This is a genomic window from Stenotrophomonas chelatiphaga (assembly GCF_032054965.1).
GTDB lineage: Bacteria > Pseudomonadota > Gammaproteobacteria > Xanthomonadales > Xanthomonadaceae > Stenotrophomonas > Stenotrophomonas chelatiphaga.
On sequence record NZ_DAMBRS010000004.1, the window covers coordinates 173,980 to 193,059 of the forward strand.

General features: G+C 69.0%; 2 protein-coding genes. Both read right to left on the reverse strand.

Annotated features, from left to right (window positions below; all coding sequences use genetic code 11):
- Positions 1 to 266: 266 nt before the first annotated feature.
- On the reverse strand, positions 267 to 3,917 hold the full coding sequence (locus RTX79_RS08295) for a hypothetical protein (RefSeq protein ID WP_312683141.1): 3,651 nt from the start codon (positions 3,915 to 3,917) through the stop codon (positions 267 to 269).
- Between the two features lie 3 nt (positions 3,918 to 3,920).
- A complete protein-coding gene (locus RTX79_RS08300; RefSeq protein ID WP_312683142.1) occupies positions 3,921 to 19,034 on the reverse strand; it encodes an Ig-like domain-containing protein in 15,114 nt (5,037 codons plus the stop codon).
- Positions 19,035 to 19,080: the final 46 nt, after the last annotated feature.

A 19,080-nucleotide genomic window follows, 5' to 3' on the forward strand; every position in this document is an offset into this window, starting at 1 on the left:
TGGCGCTGAGTACCCATCTACCCTACCGCGATTTGGTGACAGTGGCGATAGGGGCGCAGATCTTGTAAGACTCTATATAGATCAATGACATGAGCGAGATACGGGCCGGTAATTCCGTGCAGATTGGCTGAACGGACAGCGGAATCTCCGCATTCAGCCGCAAAAAGTTGTCAGGCGTTCAGCGCCTGCAGATCGGGAGTGCCAAGCGATGCCCGGCCGATCCCCGGAAACGCTCGCCAGGCACGGCTCCGCGCTCCCGTCAGCCCTCAGTAATACCCCGCCAGGTTCAGGAAGAAGCCTTTCTGGTCATAACGCAGCTCGGTCATGTCATCGCTGAACTCGGTGAAGTTGTAGCCGCCGCCGATCTTGAAGTTCTCGCCCACCCGGCGGTCGACGCCGACCAGCCAGCCCTTGCGTACGCCGCCGTCGCGCACCTTCAACCAGCGGTGCTCGGCGAGCCCTTCCCACTTCTCGAACAGGCGGTAGCGCAGCTGCAGCGCAGCGAAGTCGGCGCGGCTGTCCAGCCAAGCGCCTTCGCCACGCCCGGTGCGGTAATCGCCCCAGCGCGAGGCCAGCTTGCCGGCCACTTCCCAGCGCGCGCCGAACTGGCGGATGCCTTCCAGCGACAGCACCTGCGAGCGCTGGTCATACAGGTTGCCGCCTTCCTGCCCCAGCGAGGCCACGTCATAGAGGTAGGTGAACTTGCCGAAGGCGGCCCAGCGGGTGTTGTCATGCGGGCGCCAGGCAAAGCCCATGTTGGTTTCCACCAGCTTGGCATCGGCCACCGGGTTGATCCGGTCCTGGGTATCGGCATAGTTCGCGCGCAGGGCAAGGCGCCAGTCTTCGTTGACCTTGTACAGCAGGCGGTTGGTGGTCACCCACTGCTCGCGCTGTTCGGCGCCGGAGTCGTGCCGGTATTCCAGCTTGCTGTTCCACTGCGCCACCGCATCGGTGCGTCCGCCGCTGACACTGTAGGCACGACGATCAATGCGTCCGAGGGTCGATTCCAGTTCGCCATCCATCACCGTGAAGCCGAGGTTCCAGCCCTGCGCCGGGTAGAAGTCCATGCCGAAGGTATGCACCAGCCCGGCATTGTCCTGCCGGCGATCCTTCAGGTACTGGCTTTCGTTGTACACATTGACCTGGTTGCTCAGCCGCCAGCGCTGGCCCAGCGTCCAGCCGGACTGCAGGCCGGTGTCGAACAGGGGATCGGTGCCGGTGCGGTCGCTGCTGTAGCTGTAGCTGCCGTACAGGCTGTGGTCCGGTGCCATGCGGTATTCCGCATCGACCTTGCCGCCATGCCCGCGACTGCCGCCGCTGACTTCGGCGCCGACGCTGCTGCGGTCACCGAACAGGTAGCGCGCCCCCAGGGTCAGCAGGTCGTTCTTCTCGTACGCGCCACCGTCGTCATCCACCGTGACCTGGCCGGTGCTGTACAGCTCCCAGGATGAGCCGAAGCGCTGCCGGTAGCCGATCGCCGCCAGCAGCGCATCCACCGTCTGCAGGCGCTGTTCTTCCCGCACGCGGCGCAGTTCACCGGTCCACTGGCCGTCGTTGCCCAGCCGCCAGTCCGCGGTCAACTGGGTCTGTTCCAGCGCCAGTTCGCCTTGTTCGGTGCGGGTGTGGCGTCCATACAGGCTGAAGTCGTCGGTGAGGTAGCCAAGGAACTCAGCGCCGTATTCTTCCACCGCCAGCCCGGTGTCCTGGCGCGCGACCGAGAAACCGGCATCCACGTCGCGCCACCACGCGCCGACGCTCCAGTCCTGCGCGGTCCAGCCGAGCTCGCGCAGGTTCGCACGCGCTTCCACCGCCGTGGCACTGCCCGAGCGCTGGACGTCATACGGGTTGCGGCGGATGAAGCTGAGGCCGCCGTTGTCCGAATAGAACACCGGCGCGGCGGTGGCATCGGTCTCGGTGTGCTCCACCTTTACATAGGTGCCGCGCCCGGCCTGCAGGGTGAGATCGGCGCCCTTCAGCGTGTAGTTCTCGCCGCTGCGGTTTTCTTCCACCCAGGTGCCACCGATGGCCACGTGGTCACCGATCCACTGGCGGCCACGCGCGCCCATCGTCACGTCGTCGCTGCTGAAGCCCAGCGGCACGTATTCGTAGTCCACCAGCAGCAGCTGGTCGTAGCCGTCCAGCGGCATGTCACGGGTGATGCTGCGCACGTTCTCACGGGTCAGCATCGCCAACGGGCGGGTCAGGATCAGGCGGCCCTGCAGGTCATCGATCTCGTAGTCCACGCCTTCCTGCAGGGTGACGCGGGTTTCGCTACGGCCGGTGGTGCGGTCACGCACTTCCAGCACCACCTGTTCCGAACCGGGCAGCACATCGGTGTGGCGCAGGTAGTACAGGCTGCCACCGGTGCCGAGGAATTCGCTGTGCCCGGGCGCGGACTGCGCTTCGGAACCGAACACCTTCAGCTGCGAGCGTGCCTCGCCCAGCGGCGTGGCTTCCAGCGAACGCCAGTTCAACGCGCCGCCGTACAGCGAACGCACGTACTGGCCATACTCGGTACCGGTGATGCCGGTCGCATAGTTGCCCCAGATCGCCTGGCTCTGGTCCCAGTCCACGCGCAGGTACAGCCGCCCCTGCGTGTCCACGTCGCGCCAGGTGGTCGAATCATCGCCGTACACCGGGTAGTACAGGTCCGGATCAAGGCGACGGAACACATCGGTCGGATCGGCTTCCCAGAAATCGCGGAACAGGTGCTTCAACTCGCGATCCTGGGTGTCGGCCTGCGCGGTCAGCAGGTACTTGCCGCGCATCTTGCCCTTCAGGTAGAACGCCAGCCGCCCTTCGCTCAGGAAGCTGTCGTCGTCGCGGTCATCGGCGGCCAATGGCTGCAGGTTGCCGCTGGCACTGTTCTTCGACACGGTGACATCGGCGATGGCCACCGCGAACAGGTAGCGGCCGGTCACGTCCACGTCCAGCTGCCGTTCGGCGCTGGGCATGTCCTTGGCGTCCACCTTGACCTCGTAGCGGTGCGCGCCGACCGGTTCCAGGAACTCCGCGGCGAACTTCTGCTCCAGGTCCACCGGGAAGCTCTGGCCGTTGATGGTCACCCGGCTGTTCGGTTCCAGCCCGCGCCCGTATACCCGCACGCGCGAACCGTGGATGGGGATGTTCTGCAGCCGCAGCTGGCTCTGCCCGTAGATGCCGTTGCTGACCTGCAGCGCCTGCGCGTTTTCGCCATCCAGCGATTGGCCCAGGGTCTTCTGCACGTTGTCACGGGTCACCTGCAGGCCACGATCGAAGTCGGCCGGGGTGACCAGCTGGATGCGCTGCACCTGTGTTTCGTCGAAGGAATTGCCGGCACCGTAGGCGCGTGCCACGTAGATCAGGTCATCACCGGTACGCAGCTTGATCTGCTCCGGCAGCTGCGCGTCCCACTCGGCTTCGGACACGTAGCCCACCGGCAGTTCGATGCGAGCCAACGGGGTGACCAGGTCGGTGTCGGTGCCGCGGTACAAGGTGACGTCCAGCTTCTCGATGAAGGAGGCGTAGTTGTTGTAGCTGTGGAAGCGCAGCGGACGCACCAAGCGGCCGTTCTCGAACGGCACGGTAGCGGCCGACTGCACGCTCAGGCTCGGCGGCACCATCGATGGGTCTTCAGTCGCCCAGACCACGCCGCCGTTCGGCAGTTCGGACATGAAGCCACCGGCCAGCGTGGCCGGCGCCTGCGGCACCGCGTCGACGCTGCCGGCAGCGGGCAAGGGCGCAGCCGCGGCCGGGCCATCGTCGCGGATGCGCAGCAGCAGGCCCTCGTCGTTGCGGCAGCTGTCCGCTTCGCAGCGGATCGGTGCCGGCGTGGTCGGCGGCAGCACCGGTTGGGCGGCTGCCGGCCACGACGGAACGAAGGCCGCCAGCATCAGCAGCGGCATGATCGGGCGATAGGGTTTGCGGGTGTTGTCCATGGCTCAGCGCCCCTCCCCGCCGGTGACAGGCGGTACAGCGGGTGGATCATCGATACGCAGGCTGTGCAGCACCTGCTCGTCGCCGTTGCGCACCACGTCGATGCGCGTGGCGGCCGCCACGTCGGGGCGCAGCCGGCCGGCCAGGGCCGCGCGCAGGCTGGCTGCACGCTGCAACGCGAGCGCCTGCCGGGCCTCGTCCGTCGCCAACAGCAGCCGGCCGCCGTTGCGTGCGGTCAGCGCCTGGGCCGCTTTATCCAGCACCGCCGCGGTGCCCTCGGCCAGGCCTGCCGAGTCGCGCTCGAACAGGCCTTCGCCGAGTTCGATGGCGGCCCCGCGCGGGGCGTCCGCCGGGGCGACGATCTCGCCCGCCGGCATCACCACGCCGAAGTCGAAGCGCACCGGCAGCCCCGGCGTGATCCGCCGTACCAGCGGATTGGGCGTGGTGAAGCGGGCCCCGGACGGCAGCGTGGACGGATCCACTTTCAGGATGAAGTTGCGGCCGCGTGCACCGCCGCCCTGGATGCCGACCAGGTGGTAGCGCCCGAAGGCATCGGTCTCCATCAGCAGGCCTTCCACGGCCGCCACGCGCACGCCCGGGATACCGCGTTCGCCCGGTTCCTGCACGCCGTTGCCGTTGCGGTCATCGAACACCGTGCCGACCACCAGGCTCTCGTCCAGCAGCGGATCGGCGCTGATGTCGACGTCGGCCGAGGCGATGTTGCCGATGCTGCGGTTCTGCCCGTCGATGGCGGTGATGCGGTTGGTGTGCACGCCGGTGCCGGTGCCGGCACCGACCCGCAGGTAGTACACCACCGTGGCACTCTCACCGACGGCGATGTCGATGCCGTCGATGCGCAGCGGCTGCACGCCGCTGGTGCGCGCGGCATTGTCGGCATCGCTCACCGAGAACCCGCCGCTGACGAAGCTGAAGCCCGGCGGCAGCGTATCCAGCAGGGTGGCGCCGTTGGCGTCCACCTCGCCCACGTTGTCGATGGTGACCGTGTAGCGCACCAGGTCACCGATCTGCGCACTGCGCTTGGCGGCGGTCTTGGTCAGCCGCAGCGTGGCCTGCTCCCCGGCCACCGTCACCGACACGTTGGCTTCGGCGCACACCGGGGTGGGGATCGACACGTCGCAGATCCGGTAGCGGAAGCTGTCGGTGCCGAAGAAGCCACCGGAAGGCGTGTAGGTGCAGCGGCCATTGGCGCACTGCACGCTGCCGCGGGTCGGGGCGACCACCACCTGCAGCGATGCAGGATCCAGCGCCGCCGTGCGCGTGCTGTCGTTGGCCAGCACGTCGATCACCAACGGACCGCTGGTTTCGGTGGTGATGGCATCGTCGGACAGCACCAGCACGTTCTCCGCGACCGTGACGCTCACCGTGGCACTGGCGCACAGGGTGGGATCGGCTGCCTCGCAGACCTGGTAATCGAAGCTCTGCTGGCCGGCGAAGTTGGCCAGCACGGCGAAGCGGATACGTGCGCGGGCCATCACTTCCGCCGTACCGAACGGCGGCGGCGAGGTGATGGTCAGCACCACCCCATCCGGATCGATCGGATTGCCATCCATGCGGTCGTTGCCCAGCACGTCGATCTCCACCACGCCGTTCTGCGGCATGTTGATCGCATCGTCCTGCGCTACCACCCGGTCGACGCTGGCGACCACGGTGACGGTGACCGTGCCGGTGTCGCACACGGTCGGCTGGCCCACCAGGCACAGCGTGTAGGTGGTGCTGTAGCTGCCTGGCGACAGGCCGCCGGCCACGCTCAGCGCGCCATCGGCGGCGAAGCTGAGTTCGGCGGTGTTCACCGGCGCGAAGTCGACCTGCGCCGGATCCAGCGGCGCACTGTTGAAGGTGTCGTTGCTGAATACATTCAACAGGTTCGGCGCTGCCTGCCCGGCCGGCAGCGGTCCGCCGCTGTCATCCACCGCCAGCAGGGCGCCTACCGGCCCCTGTACCAGCACGCTGATGATCGCCGTGGAGCAGTTGCCGGGCACGCCGTTTTCGCACAGCTGGTAGCTCAGCTGCACCTGGCCCGGCTGCACGCCCGGCGCCACCATCAGCTGGCCCTGGTTGTTCATCGTGTAGCCCGGCGTGCTGCCGACCAGGGTCGCGGTGACGCTGCCCACCGGCGGTGGTGCGGACCCGTTCCAGGTGTCGTTCTCCAGCACCGAGCGGGCGATGGTGCCGCCTACCGACGGATCCACCGGTGTCGCGGTGAAGTCGTCGTTGACCGCCAGTACCACGTTGGTCGCCACCGTCATGTTCACCGTGGCAGTGCCGCACACCGCCGCATTCGGCGCCGGCAGGCAGACCTGGTAGGTGAAGCTGATCGTGCCGCTGGCACCGGCCGGCGGGGTGTAGCTGAAGCTGCCATCGGGGTTGAACACCAGCCCGGCCGGTGTGCCGCCCACCACGCTGTAGATGGACCCGGGTGGCACGTTGTCGTTGTTGCCGACATTGCCACTGGTGGTTTGCCCTGCGGCCGCGGACACGCTGTCGGCAGCCGGTGCAGGGGTCAACAGCAGCGATACCTGTGCCGAATCGCAGTTGGTCGGCGCTGCCGCCTCGCACACCTGATAGGTCAGCGTGACCGCACCGGACGGCGTGCCGGCCGGGATGACGATCGTACCGTTGGCGTTGATCGCATAGCCGGCGGGAGCGCCGACCAGACTGAGCACGACCGTGCCCGATGCCGGCGGCGTCGCACCGTTCAGCGTGTCGTTGTCCAGCACGCTGGGCGTGGTGCTGCCCGGCAGCAGCGGCGTAGCGCTGAAGTCATCGGCCAGCGCCGACAGCGCGCCGTTGTTGACGTTGAGCGTCACCGCCGCGGTCGCGCACACCGCACCATTCGGGGCGGGCAGGCACACCTGGTAGGTGAAACCGACCTGTCCGCTGGTACCCACCGGCGGGGTGTAGGTGAAGCTGCCATCGGTATTGAACACCAGCCCGGGCGGCGTGCTGCCCACCACGCTGAAGGTGGAACCGGGCGGCAGGTTGTCATTGCTGCCGACATTGCCGCTGACCGGCTGGCCGGCCGGCGTGGACACCACGTCAGCCACCGGTACCGGCGTCAGTACCAGGGTGATCGCGGCACTGGCGCAGTTGCCCGGCGCTGCCGCTTCGCAGACCTGGTAAGTGAGCGTGACCGGACCGCTGATGCCACCGGACGGCACCACCAGCGTGCCATCGGCATTGATCGCAAAACCGGCCGGGGCGCTGACCAGGGTCAGGACCACGCTGGATGCGGCCGGGGGCGATACGCCATTGAGCGCATCATTGGCCAGCACGCTGGGCGTGGGGCCACCGGGCAGTACCGGGGCGCCACTGAAGTCATCGTCTGCCGCCAGCAGCGTGCCGGTGTTGACGTTGACGGTCACGCTGGCCGTAGCGCAGGTCGATGCGTACGGTGCCGGCAGGCAGACCTGGTAGGTGAAGCCCACCGGGCCGCTGACGCCGGCCGGCGGGGTGTAGCTGAAGCTGCCATCGGCATTGAGCACCAGCCCGGCCGGCGTACTGCCGACCACGCTGAAGCTGGAACCCGGCGGCACGTTGTCGTTGCTGCCGACGTTGCCGCTGACCGGCTGGCCGACCGGCGTGGACACCACGTCGGCCACTGCCACCGGCGACAGCACCAGCGCCACGCTGGCGGTGGTGCAGTTGGTCGGTGCCGCGGCCTCGCACACCTGATAGGTCAGGGTGACCGCACCGGAGAGCGTGCCCGCAGCGGTGGCGATGCTGCCATCCGGATTGATCACGAAGCCTGCAGGTGCCCCCACCAGGCTCAGTACCACGCTGGCAGCCGGCGGCGGCGTGACGCCATTCAAGGCATCGTTGGCCAGCACGCTGGGCGTACTGCCGCCAGGCGCGAAGGGCGCGTTGCTGAAATCATCGTTGCCGGCCACCAGCGAGCCGATGCCCACGTTGAAGGTCACGCTGGCCGTGCCGCAGACGCTGCCGTTCGGCGCCGGCAGGCACACCTGGTAGGTGAAGCCGACCGGGCCACTGGTGCCGGCCGGCGGCGTGTAGCTGAAGCTGCCATCGGCGTTGAACGACAGCCCCGCAGGCGGCGTGCCGACCACGCTGAAGGTCGAACCGGCGGGCACGTTGTCATTGCCACCGACCGTGCCACCGAGGGTCTGGCCCGCGGCCACGGCAAGGCTGTCGGCCACCGGGACAGGGGTCAGCAGCAGCGACACCGTCGCGGTGTCGCAGTTGGCCGGCGCCGCCACTTCACACACCTGGTAGGTCAGCGTCACCGCACCGGACAGCGTGCCGGCCGGCGTGATGACAGTGCCATCGGGGTTGATCGCATAGCCCGCCGGCGCACCGACCAGCGACAGCGTGACGCTGCCGGCGGCCGGGGGGCTGGCACCGTTCAAGGTGTCGTTGGCCAGCACACTGGCGGCAGTGGTGGCACCGGGCAGCAGCGGCGTGGCGCTGAAGTCATCGGCCAGCGCGGCAAGCGCCCCGTTGTTGACGTTGATGGTCACCGAGGCGGTGCCGCACACCGCCGCGTTCGGCGCGGGCAGGCACACCTGGTAGGTGAAGGTGACCGCGCCGGTGGTGCCCAGCGGTGGGCTGTAGGTGAAGCTGCCATCGGCATTGAACACCAGGCCGGCAGGCGCAGTGCCCAGCACCGAGAACAGCGAGCCCACCGGCACGTTGTCATTGCTGCCGACGTTGCCGGCCACCGGCTGCCCGGCCGGCGTGGAGACCACGTCGCTGACCGGTGCCGGGCTGACCACCAGCGTGACCGTCGCGCTGTCGCAGTTGCCAGGCGCCGCCACTTCGCAGATCTGGTACGTCAGCGTGACCGGTCCGGACAGCGTCCCGCCCGGCACGCTGATCGTGCCATCGGCATTGATCACATAGCCGGCCGGTGCACCGACCAGCGACAGCGACACCGCTGCAGCCGCCGGTGGCGTGGCGCCATTCAAGGTGTCGTTGGCGAGCACGCTGGGCGTGGGGCCACCCGGCACGACAGCGGTGCCACTGAAGTCATCAGCGGTCGCCACCAGCGTGCCGTTGTTGACGTTGAGGGTGACCGATGCGGTGCTGCATACCGTGCCGTTCGGTGCCGGCAGGCAGACCTGGTAACTGAAGGCCACCGCACCGGTGGTGCCCACCGGCGGGGTATAGGTGAAGCTGCCATCTGCATTGAACAGCAGGCCAGCGGGCGGCGTGCCCACCACGCTGAACAGCGAACCCGGCGGCACGTTGTCATTGCTGCCGACGTTGCCGCTCACCGGCTGTCCGGCCAGTGTGGACACCACGTCGGCCACCGCCACCGGCGCCAGCAGCAGCGACACCGATGCGGTAGTGCAGTTGCCCGGCGCGGCGGCTTCGCAGATCTGGTAGGTCAGCAGCACGGGGCCGGACGCCGCCGTGGCCGGGGTGGCGATACTGCCATCGGGATTGATGACGAAGCCGGACGGCGCACCGACCAGGCTCAGCACGATGGTCGAGGAAGCCGGCGGGCTGACTCCGTTCAACGCGTCATTGGCCAGCACGCTGGGCGTAGTGCCACCGGGCAGCAGCGGCGTGGCGCTGAAGTCATCATTGCCGGCCAGCAGCGAACCGCTGCCGACGCTGACGGTCACGCTTGCCGTGCCGCACACGCTGCCGTTCGGCGCCGGCAGGCAGACCTGGTAGCTGAAGCTGACCGGCCCCACGGTGCCCAGCGGCGGGGTGTAACTGAAGCTGCCATCGGCGTTGAATGACAGCCCCGCAGGGGTCGCGCCCTGCACGCTGAAGGAGGACCCGGTCGGCACGTTGTCGTTGCTGCCGACATTGCCGGTGACGGTCTGGCCCGCAGCAACGGATACCGAATCCGCCAGCGGCTGCGGCTGCAGCACCAGCGACACCGTGGCGGTATCGCAGTTGGTCGGTGCGGCCACTTCACAGACCTGGTAGGTCAGGGTCACCGCACCGGAGGCGCTGCCGGTGACGATCGTGCCATCGGCGTTGATGGCATAACCGGCCGGTGCGCCGACCAGCGACAGCGTGACCGTACCCGGCGCAGGCGGCGTGGCACCGTTCAAGGTGTCGTTGGCCAGCACGCTGGACGCGGTGGTGCTGCCGGGCAGCAACGGCGTGCCGCTGAAATCATCCGCCACCGCGGCAAGGGCGCCGTTGTTGACGTTGATCACCAGGATCGCGTTGCCGCAGACGCTGCCGTTCGGCGCCGGCAGGCACACCTGGTAGCCGATGCTGACCGACCCGTTGGTGCCCAGCGGGGGCGTGTAGCTGAAGCTGCCATCGGCGTTGAATACCAGCCCAGTCGGCGGGGCACCGAGCACCGAGAAGAGCGCGCCCGCCGGCACGTTGTCGTTGCTGCCAACCTCGCCCACGACCGGCTGGCCGGCGGGGGTGGAGACCACATCGTTGGCCGGTGCCGGGCTCACCAGCAGCGTGATCGCGGCACTGTCGCAGTTGCTCGGCGCGGCGACCTCGCAGATCTGGTACGTCAGCGTGACCACGCCGGACAGGGTGCCGGTGGGCACGCTGAGGGTGCCATCGGGATTGATCGCGTAGCCGGCCGGCGCGCCGACCAGGCTGAGGGCCACCGCCGCGGCCGCTGGCGGCGTCGTACCGTTGAGGGTGTCGTTGGCCAGCACGCTCGGCGTGGTGCCACCGGGCACCACCGCGATGCTGCTGAAGTCATCGTCCACCGCGCTCAGTGCGCCGTTGTTGACGTTGATGGTGACGGTGGCGATGCCGCAGGTGGTGCCGTTCGGCGCAGGCAGGCAGACCTGGTAGCTGAAGGTGACCGGGCTGGCCACGCCGGCCGGCGGGGTGTAGCTGAAGCTGCCATCGGCGTTGAAGAGCAGGCCGGCCGGCGGCGTGCCGACCACGCTGAACAGCGCGCCCGACGGCACGTTGTCATTGCCGCCGACATTGCCGCTGAGCGGCTGGCCCGCCAGCGTGGAGACCACGTCCGCCACCGGCACCGGCGTCACCAGCAGTGCGACCGATGCCGTATCGCAGTTGGTCGGCGCCGCCGCTTCGCAGAGCTGGTAGGTCAGGGTGACTGCACCGGACGGCGTGCTGCCCAGCGTGGAGATCGTGCCATCTGCGTTGATCGCATAACCGGCCGGCGCACCGACCAGGCTCAGCAGCACATCGCTGGCCAGCGGCGGCGTCGTGCCGTTCAGGGCATCGTTGGCCAGCACGCTGGGCGTGCTGCCACCGGGCACCAGCGGGGTGCCGCTGAAGTCATCGTCGGCCGCGGCCAGGGTGCCGGTATTGACGTTGAAGGTGACCGAGGCGTTGCCGCACACCGCCGCGTTCGGCGCCGGCAGGCAGACCTGGTAATCGACGCTCACCGGACCGACCACGCCCACCGGCGGGCTGTAGCTGAAGCTGCCATCGGGATTGAACAGCAGGCCGGCCGGGGTGCTGCCGACCACACTGAACACTGCGCCTGCCGGCACGTTGTCATTGCTGCCGACGTTGCCGTTGACCGCCTGGCCAACCGCGACGGAAACCGTATCGGCAACCGGCTGCGGCTGCAGCACCAGCGACACCGTGGCGGTATCGCAGTTGGTCGGCGCTGCGGCTTCGCACAGCTGGTAGGTCAACGTGACCGCACCGGACTGCGCGCCGATCGGCGTGCTGATGACGCCGGCTGCGTTGATCAGGTACCCGACCGGGGCGCCCACCAGGCTCAGGTTCACCGTGCCCGCAGCCGGCGGGGTGACGGTATTGAGGGTGTCGTTGAGCAGCACGCTCGGCGTGCTCGCACCGGCCAGCAGCGGCGTCGCGGTGAAATCGTCGGCGAGCGCCGTCAGCGCGCCATTGTTGACATTGACGGTGACCGACGCGGTGCCGCACACCGCCGCGTCCGGAGCAGGCAGGCAGACCTGGTAATCGAACTGCACCGGGCTGGCCACGCCCACCGGCGGGTTGTAGCTGAAGCTGCCATCGGCGTTGAACAGCAGCCCGGCCGGCGGCGTGCCGAGCAGCGAGAACACCGCCCCGACCGGCACGTTGTCGTTGCCGCCGACACTGCCGGCGACCGCCTGGCCCGCCGACGTCGACACCACGTCATCCTGCGGCACCGGCGTCAGCAGCAGCGACACATCGGCGCTGTCGCAGTTGCCGGGCGCGGCTACTTCGCACAGCTGGTAGGTCAGGGTCAGCGCGCCCGACAGCGTGCCGCTGGGGATGCTGATCGTGCCGTCGGCGTTGATCGCGTAACCAGCGGGCGCACCGACCAGCGACAGCTGCACGGCAGCCGCAGCCGGCGGCGTGGCGCCGTTCAACACGTCGTTGACCAGCACGCTGGGCGTGCTGCCACCAGGCAGCAGCGCCGTGCCGCTGAAATCATCGGCCACCGCTTCCAGCGCACCGTTGTTGACGTTGATCGTCACCGCCGCGGTGCCGCACACCGTGCTGTTCGGCGCCGGCAGGCACACCTGGTAGCTGAAGCTGACCGGGCTGACGACGCCGGCCGGCGGAGTGAAGGTGAAGCTGCCATCGGCGTTGAACACCAGCCCGGTCGGCGCGGTGCCGACGACGCTGAACAATGCGCCTGCGGGCAGGTTGTCGTTGCTGCCGACATTGCCGCCGACCAGCTGGCCTGCCAGCGTGGACACCACATCGGCAACCGGCTGCGGAACCAGCACCAGCGCGACGTTGGCGGTGGCGCAGTTGCCCGGCGCGGCCGCTTCGCACAGCTCATAGACCAGCGTGACCGCGCCCGACGGGGTGACCAGCGGGGTGGAAATCGTGCCGTCGGCATTGATGCCATAGCCGGCCGGCGCGCCGACCAGGCGCAGGGTCACGTCGGCCGCGGCCGGCGGGCTGACGCCATTCAACGCATCGTTGGCCAGCACGCTGCCCGCGGTGGTGGCACCGCCCGGCAGCGGCGCGCCGCTGAAGTCATCGTCGGCGGCCAGCAGGGCGCCGTTGTTGACGGTCAGCGTCACCGTGGCGATGCCGCATACGCCGGCGTTCGGCGCGGGCAGGCAGACCTGGTAGTCGAAACTGACCGGACTGGGCGCGGCCACCGGCGGGGTGTAGCTGAAGCTGCCATCGGCATTGAACGTCAGCCCGGCCGGCGCCGTGCCGATCACGCTGAAGACCGCGCCGGCCGGCACGTTGTCATTGCCGCCGACGTTGCCCAGCACGCTCTGCCCGGCCAGCACGGTAAAGGCATCGGCGCCCGGTACGGGAGTCAGCACCAGCGACACCGGCGCGGTGTCGCAGTTGGTCGGTGCGGCGGCTTCGCAGACCTGGTAGGTCAGGTTCACCGCACCTGCCACCGCGCCGGTCGGCGTGGTGAGCGTGCCATCGGCGTTGATCACATAGCCCGCCGGCGCACCCACCAGGCTCAGCACCACGCTGGCGGCGGCCGGCGGGGTGGTGTTGTTCAAGGTGTCGTTGGCCAGCACGCTGCCGGCGGTGGTGCCGCCGGGCAGCAACGGTGTGGCACTGAAGTCATCGCCCAGCGCCGACAGCGCACCGTTGTTGACGTTGATGGTCACCGAGGCGGTGCCGCATACCGTTGCATCCGGCGCCGGCAGGCAGACCTGGTAGTCGAAGGTCACCGGACTGATGACGCCCGCGGGCGGGGTGTAGGTGAAGCTGCCATCGGGGTTGAACACCAGCCCGCCCGGTGCAGCGCCCACCAGCGTGTAGGCAGAGCCGGCCGGTACGTTGTCATTGATGCCCACCGCGCCACTGACAGCCTGTCCCGCAGGCGTGGAGGCGATGTCGTCTGCCGGCTGCGGGGTCAGCAGCAAGGACACCGTGGCGGTATCGCAGTTGGTCGGTGCGGCGGCTTCGCACAGCTGGTAGGTCAGCTGCACGCGGCCGGTCGCGGTGCCGGTGGGCAGGCTGATCGTGCCATCGCCGGCAATGGCGTAGCCGGCCGGCGCGCCGACCAGGGACAGCACCACGTCCGCCGGTGCCGGCGGGCTGACGGTATCGAGGCTGTCGTTCACGAGCACGCTGGTGGTCACGCCACCCGGCGGCAATGCCGTGCCGCTGAAGTCATCGTCCGCTGCAACCAGCGCACCGTTGTTGACGTTGAGGGTGACGGTGGCAATGGAACAGATACCGCCATTCGGCGCCGGCAGACAGACCTGGTAATCGAACGTCACCGGGCTGACCACGCCCAGCGGCGGGGTGTAGGTGAAGCTGCCATCGGCATTGAACTCCAGCCCGGCGGGGCCGGCACTGGTCAGCACGAAGGTCGAGCTGGGCGCGATGTTGTCGTTGCTGCCGACGTTGCCGGAAACCGGCTGGCCGACCTGGGTGGATACCGCATCGGCCACGGCCTGCGGCGACACCAGCAGCGCGACGCTGGCGGTATCGCAGTTGGACGGCAGCGCCGCTTCACACAGCTGGTAGGTCAGGCTGACCGCGCCGGCCTGGGTGCCGGCGGCGATGCTGATCACGCCGTCGCTTGTGATGCTGAAACCTGCCGGCGCAGCGGGCAGCGACAGCAGCACGCTGGCCGGATCGGGCGGGCTCACGCCGCTCAGTGCGTCGTTGGCCAACACCGAGGTCGTGCTGCCACCGCTGACCGGGTTGATCGGCGTGGCAGTGAAGTCATCGTCCACTGCCAGCAAGGTGCCGGCATTGATGTTGACGCTGACGTTGGCGGTGGAGCACAGCGCTGCATACGGGGCCGGCAGGCACACCTGGTAGCTGAAACCGACCGGGCTCGGCACGCCGGCCGGCGGGGTGTAGCTGAAGGTGCCGTTGCCGTTGAACAGCAGCCCGTCCGGCGTGGTGCCGGTCACGCTGAACTGCGAGCCCATCGGCGCGTTGTCGTTGTCGCCGACGCTGCCGTTGAGCACCTGCCCAGCCGGCGTGGACAGCGCATCGTCCTGTGCCTGCGGGGTCACCACCACGGTGACCTGCGCACTGGCGCAGTTGCCGCTGGCGGCGCTTTCGCACAGCTGGTAAGTCAACACGTTGACCCCGGCGGTGGCCGACGCCGGCACCTGCAGCAGGCCATCGGCGGTGAGTGCATAGCCGCTGGGTGCACCAACCAGGCTCACGCTGACGCTGGCTGCCGCAGGCGGCGACACGCCGTTCAAGGTGTCATTGGCCAGCACGCTGACCGTGGTGACGCCACCGGGCGCCAGCGGCGCGCCGCTGAAGTCGTCGGCCAGCGCGATGAGGTTGCCGGCGTTGACGTTGATCGTTGCCGCGGCGGTGCTGCACAGGCCGGTGTCCGGCGCCGGCAGGCACACCTGGTAGCTGAAGCTCACCGGCCCGGTGAAGCCGTCGGTGGGCGAGAACAGGAAGCTGCCGTCCGGGCTGAACGACAGACCGTCCGGCGCGGTGCCGTTGACCGTGTAAACGGCACCGATCGGCGCGTTGTCATTGGTGCCCACGTTGCCAGCCAGCAGCTGTCCGGCCGGCGTGGAGAACACATCGGCCTGCGCCTGCGGCGCCACCAGCAGGTAAATCTGCGCGCTGTCGCAGTTGCTCGGCAGTGCGGCCTCGCACAGCTGGTAGGTCAGCGTCACCGCACCCGCCATGGCGCCCGCAGCCACCGACAGCGTGCCATCGGCGGCCAGGGTATAGCCGGCCGGCGCATTGAGCAGGCTCAGCTGCACCGCCGTCGATGCCGGCGGCGTGCTGCCGTCCAGGCTGTCGTTGCCCAGCACGCTGGCGGTGCTGCCGCCCAGCGTCGGATCCACCGGCGTCGCACGGAAATCATCGTCGTTGGCCACCAGCGTGCCGGCGTTGACGTTCAACGTCACCGTGGCGGTGGTGCACACCAGGGTATTCGGCGCAGGCAGGCACACCTCGTAGGCAAACGTGACCGCCCCCTGGGTGCCCACCGGCGGGGTGTAGACGAAGCTGCCATCGGGGTTGAACACCAGCCCGGCAGGTGCCGTGCCGCTGACCTCGAAGGCACTGCCCGCCGGCACGTTGTCATTGCCGGCCACGCTGTTGGCCAGCGGCACGCCGACCTGGGTGCTGAAGTTGTCGTTGTTGGCGACCGGGCTCAGCAGCAGCAGCACCGCCGCCGAACTGCAGTTGCCGGGCAGCGCGACTTCGCACATCTGATAATTGAATTCCACCTGCCCCGCCGCCGCGCCACCGGGCACGGAGATCGTGCCGTTGGGATTGACCACGTAGCCGCTCGGTGCGCCCACCAGGCTCAGCACGACCTCGGACGGATCCGGCGGAATGGCGCCGTTGTGGGTGTCATTGGCCAGCACGCTGTTGGTGGTGCCGCCTGCATTGGCGTCCAGGACCAGCGAACGGAAGTCATCGTCGTTGGCCTGCAGCGTGCCGGCGTTGACGTTGATCGTCACCGTCGCGGTGGCGCACACGGCGGTTTCCGGCGCCGGCAGGCAGACCTGGTAATCGAAGGTGGCCGCGCCGGTGAACAACGCCGGAGGCGTATAGGTGAACGCACCGTCGGCGCTGAACACCAGGCCGACCGGTGCGGTGCCCTGCACGCTGAAGGTCGAGCCCGCCGGGGCGTTGTCGTTGATCGCAACGTTACCGCTGACCGCACGGCCGGCATTGGTCGACAGCACGTCATCCACCGCGTCCGGGGTGATCACCACGGTGATGGTGGCGGCATCGCAGTTGCTGGTGCCCGCTTCGCACAGTTGGTAGGTCAGGGTGACGATGCCCGCCTGCGCACCGGCCGGCACGCTGAGTTCGCCGGTCGGCTGCAGGGTGAAGCCCACCGGCGCCGCGCCCGTCAGCGCCAGGGTCACCTGCGCTGGTACCACGGGCACGCCGTTGACCGTGTCGTTGGCGGTGACCGCAGCGGTCAGGCCGCCGGCCGCGCCGAACGGGGCGGCACTGAAATCATCGTCATTGGCCGCCACCACGGCTGCAGCCACGTTGAAAGTCGCCGTGGCGGTATCGCATACCGCCGCATTCGGCGCCGGCAGGCACAGCTGGTACTGGAAACTGTCCTGCCCCGTGTAGGCAGCCAGTGCGGTATAGCTGAAGCCGCCATCGGCATCGACCGTGGCGGTGCCGTTGGCCGGGCCGACCAGCAGGCTGTAGGTGCTGCCGGCCGGTGCGTTGTCGCCGGTGGTCAGCACGCCCGGCAGCGGCACGCCGGCGGTGGCGGTAAAGGTGTCGCCCACCGCGTCCGGCGCGATCACCAGCTGCACGCTGGCCAGGTCACAGTTGGTCGGCACCGCCGCTTCGCACAGCTGGTAGTCGAGGGTCTGCGCGCCGGCCGCCGCGCCCGCGGCGACGGTGATCTGGCCGTTGGTGGCGATGCTGTAGGCGCCCGGTGCGCCCTGCAGCGACACCACCACCTGGGCCGGCGTCACCAGCACGCCATTGAGCAGGTCATTGGCCAGCACGCTGGGCGTGGTGCCGCCGCTGGATGGCAGCGCCGTGCTGACGATGTCGTCCAGTGCATCGATCGTATTGGCCGCGACCTGCACGCTCACCGTCGCGGTATCGCAGACCGTCGCGTTCGGTGCAGGCAGGCAGACCTGGTAGGCGAAGGTGTCCGCGCCGGTGTTGCCCCCGGTGGGCGTGTAGGTGAACGCACCGGAGGCATCCATCACCACCGTGCCCCGCGTTGGCTGGGTCGGCACGCTGAACAGCGCGCCGCTGGGGGCGTTGTCGTTGCCGGCGACGCTGCCGCCCACCGCTTGCCCGGCCCCGGGCGTGGTGACGCTGTCGTTGGCCGCATCCGGACTGACCACCAGCGACACGTTGGCGGTGGCACAGTTCGCCGGTACTGCCGTTTCGCAGACCTGGTAGGTGAGATCGACCGCGCCCGCCGCAGCGGTGGGCGCAACCGTGATCACCCCGTTCGGGGCGATGCTGTAACCGGCCGGCGCACCGACCAGGCTCAGCTGCACCGTGGCCGGCACGCTGATCGGCTGCCCGCCCAGGGAGTCGTTGCCGATCACCGACGGCGTGCTGCCACCGGTACCGGGCGCGAACGGCGCGGCGACGACATCGTCGACGGCGACCAGCGGGTTGGCATTGACCAGGATGCTGGCAGTGGCCGTGGCGCAGGCGGTCGCATCCGGTGCAGGCAGGCACACCTGGTACTGGAACGATACCGGTGCGGTGATGCCGCCAGCGGGCGCCAGCACGAAGCTGCCATCGGCATTGAACGTCAGCCCTGCCGGCGGCGCGCCCAGCAGCGAGAACACCGAGGTGGCCGTTGCGTTGTCGTTGGTCGCCACCGTCTGCGCGTAGCTCGGCGTGCTGGCGGCCACGCTGTAGCTGTCGTTCACCGCCGACGGTGCCACCGCGAACGTGGCCGTGGCGGTGGAACAGTTGCTCGGCGAAATCCGTTCGCAGATCTGGTACGTGAGTGCGTTGCGGCCAGCGGGTGCGCCGCTGGGCACGCTGATCACGCCGTTGGCATCGATGCTGAAACCGGTAGGCGCGTTCTGCAGGGTCACGATGAGGTCGGCCGCCACCACGGCCACGCCGGCCAGCGTGTCATTGGTCAGCACGCTGGGGGTGGTACCGCCGGTGGCCGGCAGCGCGGCGGCGAAACTGTCGGCCACCGCCAGCAGCGCGGCGGGCTGCACGGTGATCGCGGGGGTACTGGCGCTGTTGTCGCCCGGGGTGGGATCGGTGGTGCCGGGCGGCAGGATCAGCGCGGCGGTGTTGGCCGGGATGGTGGCCGGCGTAGCGGCCGGCGCGGTGGCGGTGACCACCACCGACACGCTGTCGCCCACGCCAACGTTGACCAGTGCATTGATGCTGTTGCCGGTGCCATTGGCCACCGCGCACGAAGACAACGACGAGGCCGGCGTACAGGTCCAGCTGACATTGGCCAGCAGCGCAGGCACGGCGTCGCTGACGGTGACACCCAGCGCGCTTGAAGGCCCCTGGTTGCCGACCTGGATCTGGTACTGCACCTGCCCGCCGGCGGCGACCGTGGTCGGCCCCAGGATGCTCTTGGACACGCTCAGCTGGGCCTGCAGGGCCAGCACGTTGCTGTCGGTGGCGCTGTTGTTGCCCGGCGCGATGTCGCCGATGTCGGCCGGAGGGGCCACGTTGGCGGTATTGCTCAGCGGGCTGGGATAGGTCTGCGCCAGCAGCGTGGCCGGCATCAGCAGCGCCAGCAGGCAGGCACCCCACCCTGTGTGGGCGTGGCGTGCCGTGCGTCGTGTGCCGTGCTGGTCAACCATGGCCATGCCCTCTTCTTCGCCTGCTGCGGCCGCCACTGCGTTGGGTACGCGT

Excerpts from the sequence above, each read along its gene's own strand:
- RTX79_RS08300 (WP_312683142.1), bottom strand. The coding sequence starts at position 19,034 with ATGGCCATGGTTGACCAGCACGGCACACGACGCACGGCACGCCACGCC.
- RTX79_RS08295 (WP_312683141.1), bottom strand. The coding sequence starts at position 3,917 with ATGGACAACACCCGCAAACCCTATCGCCCGATCATGCCGCTGCTGATG.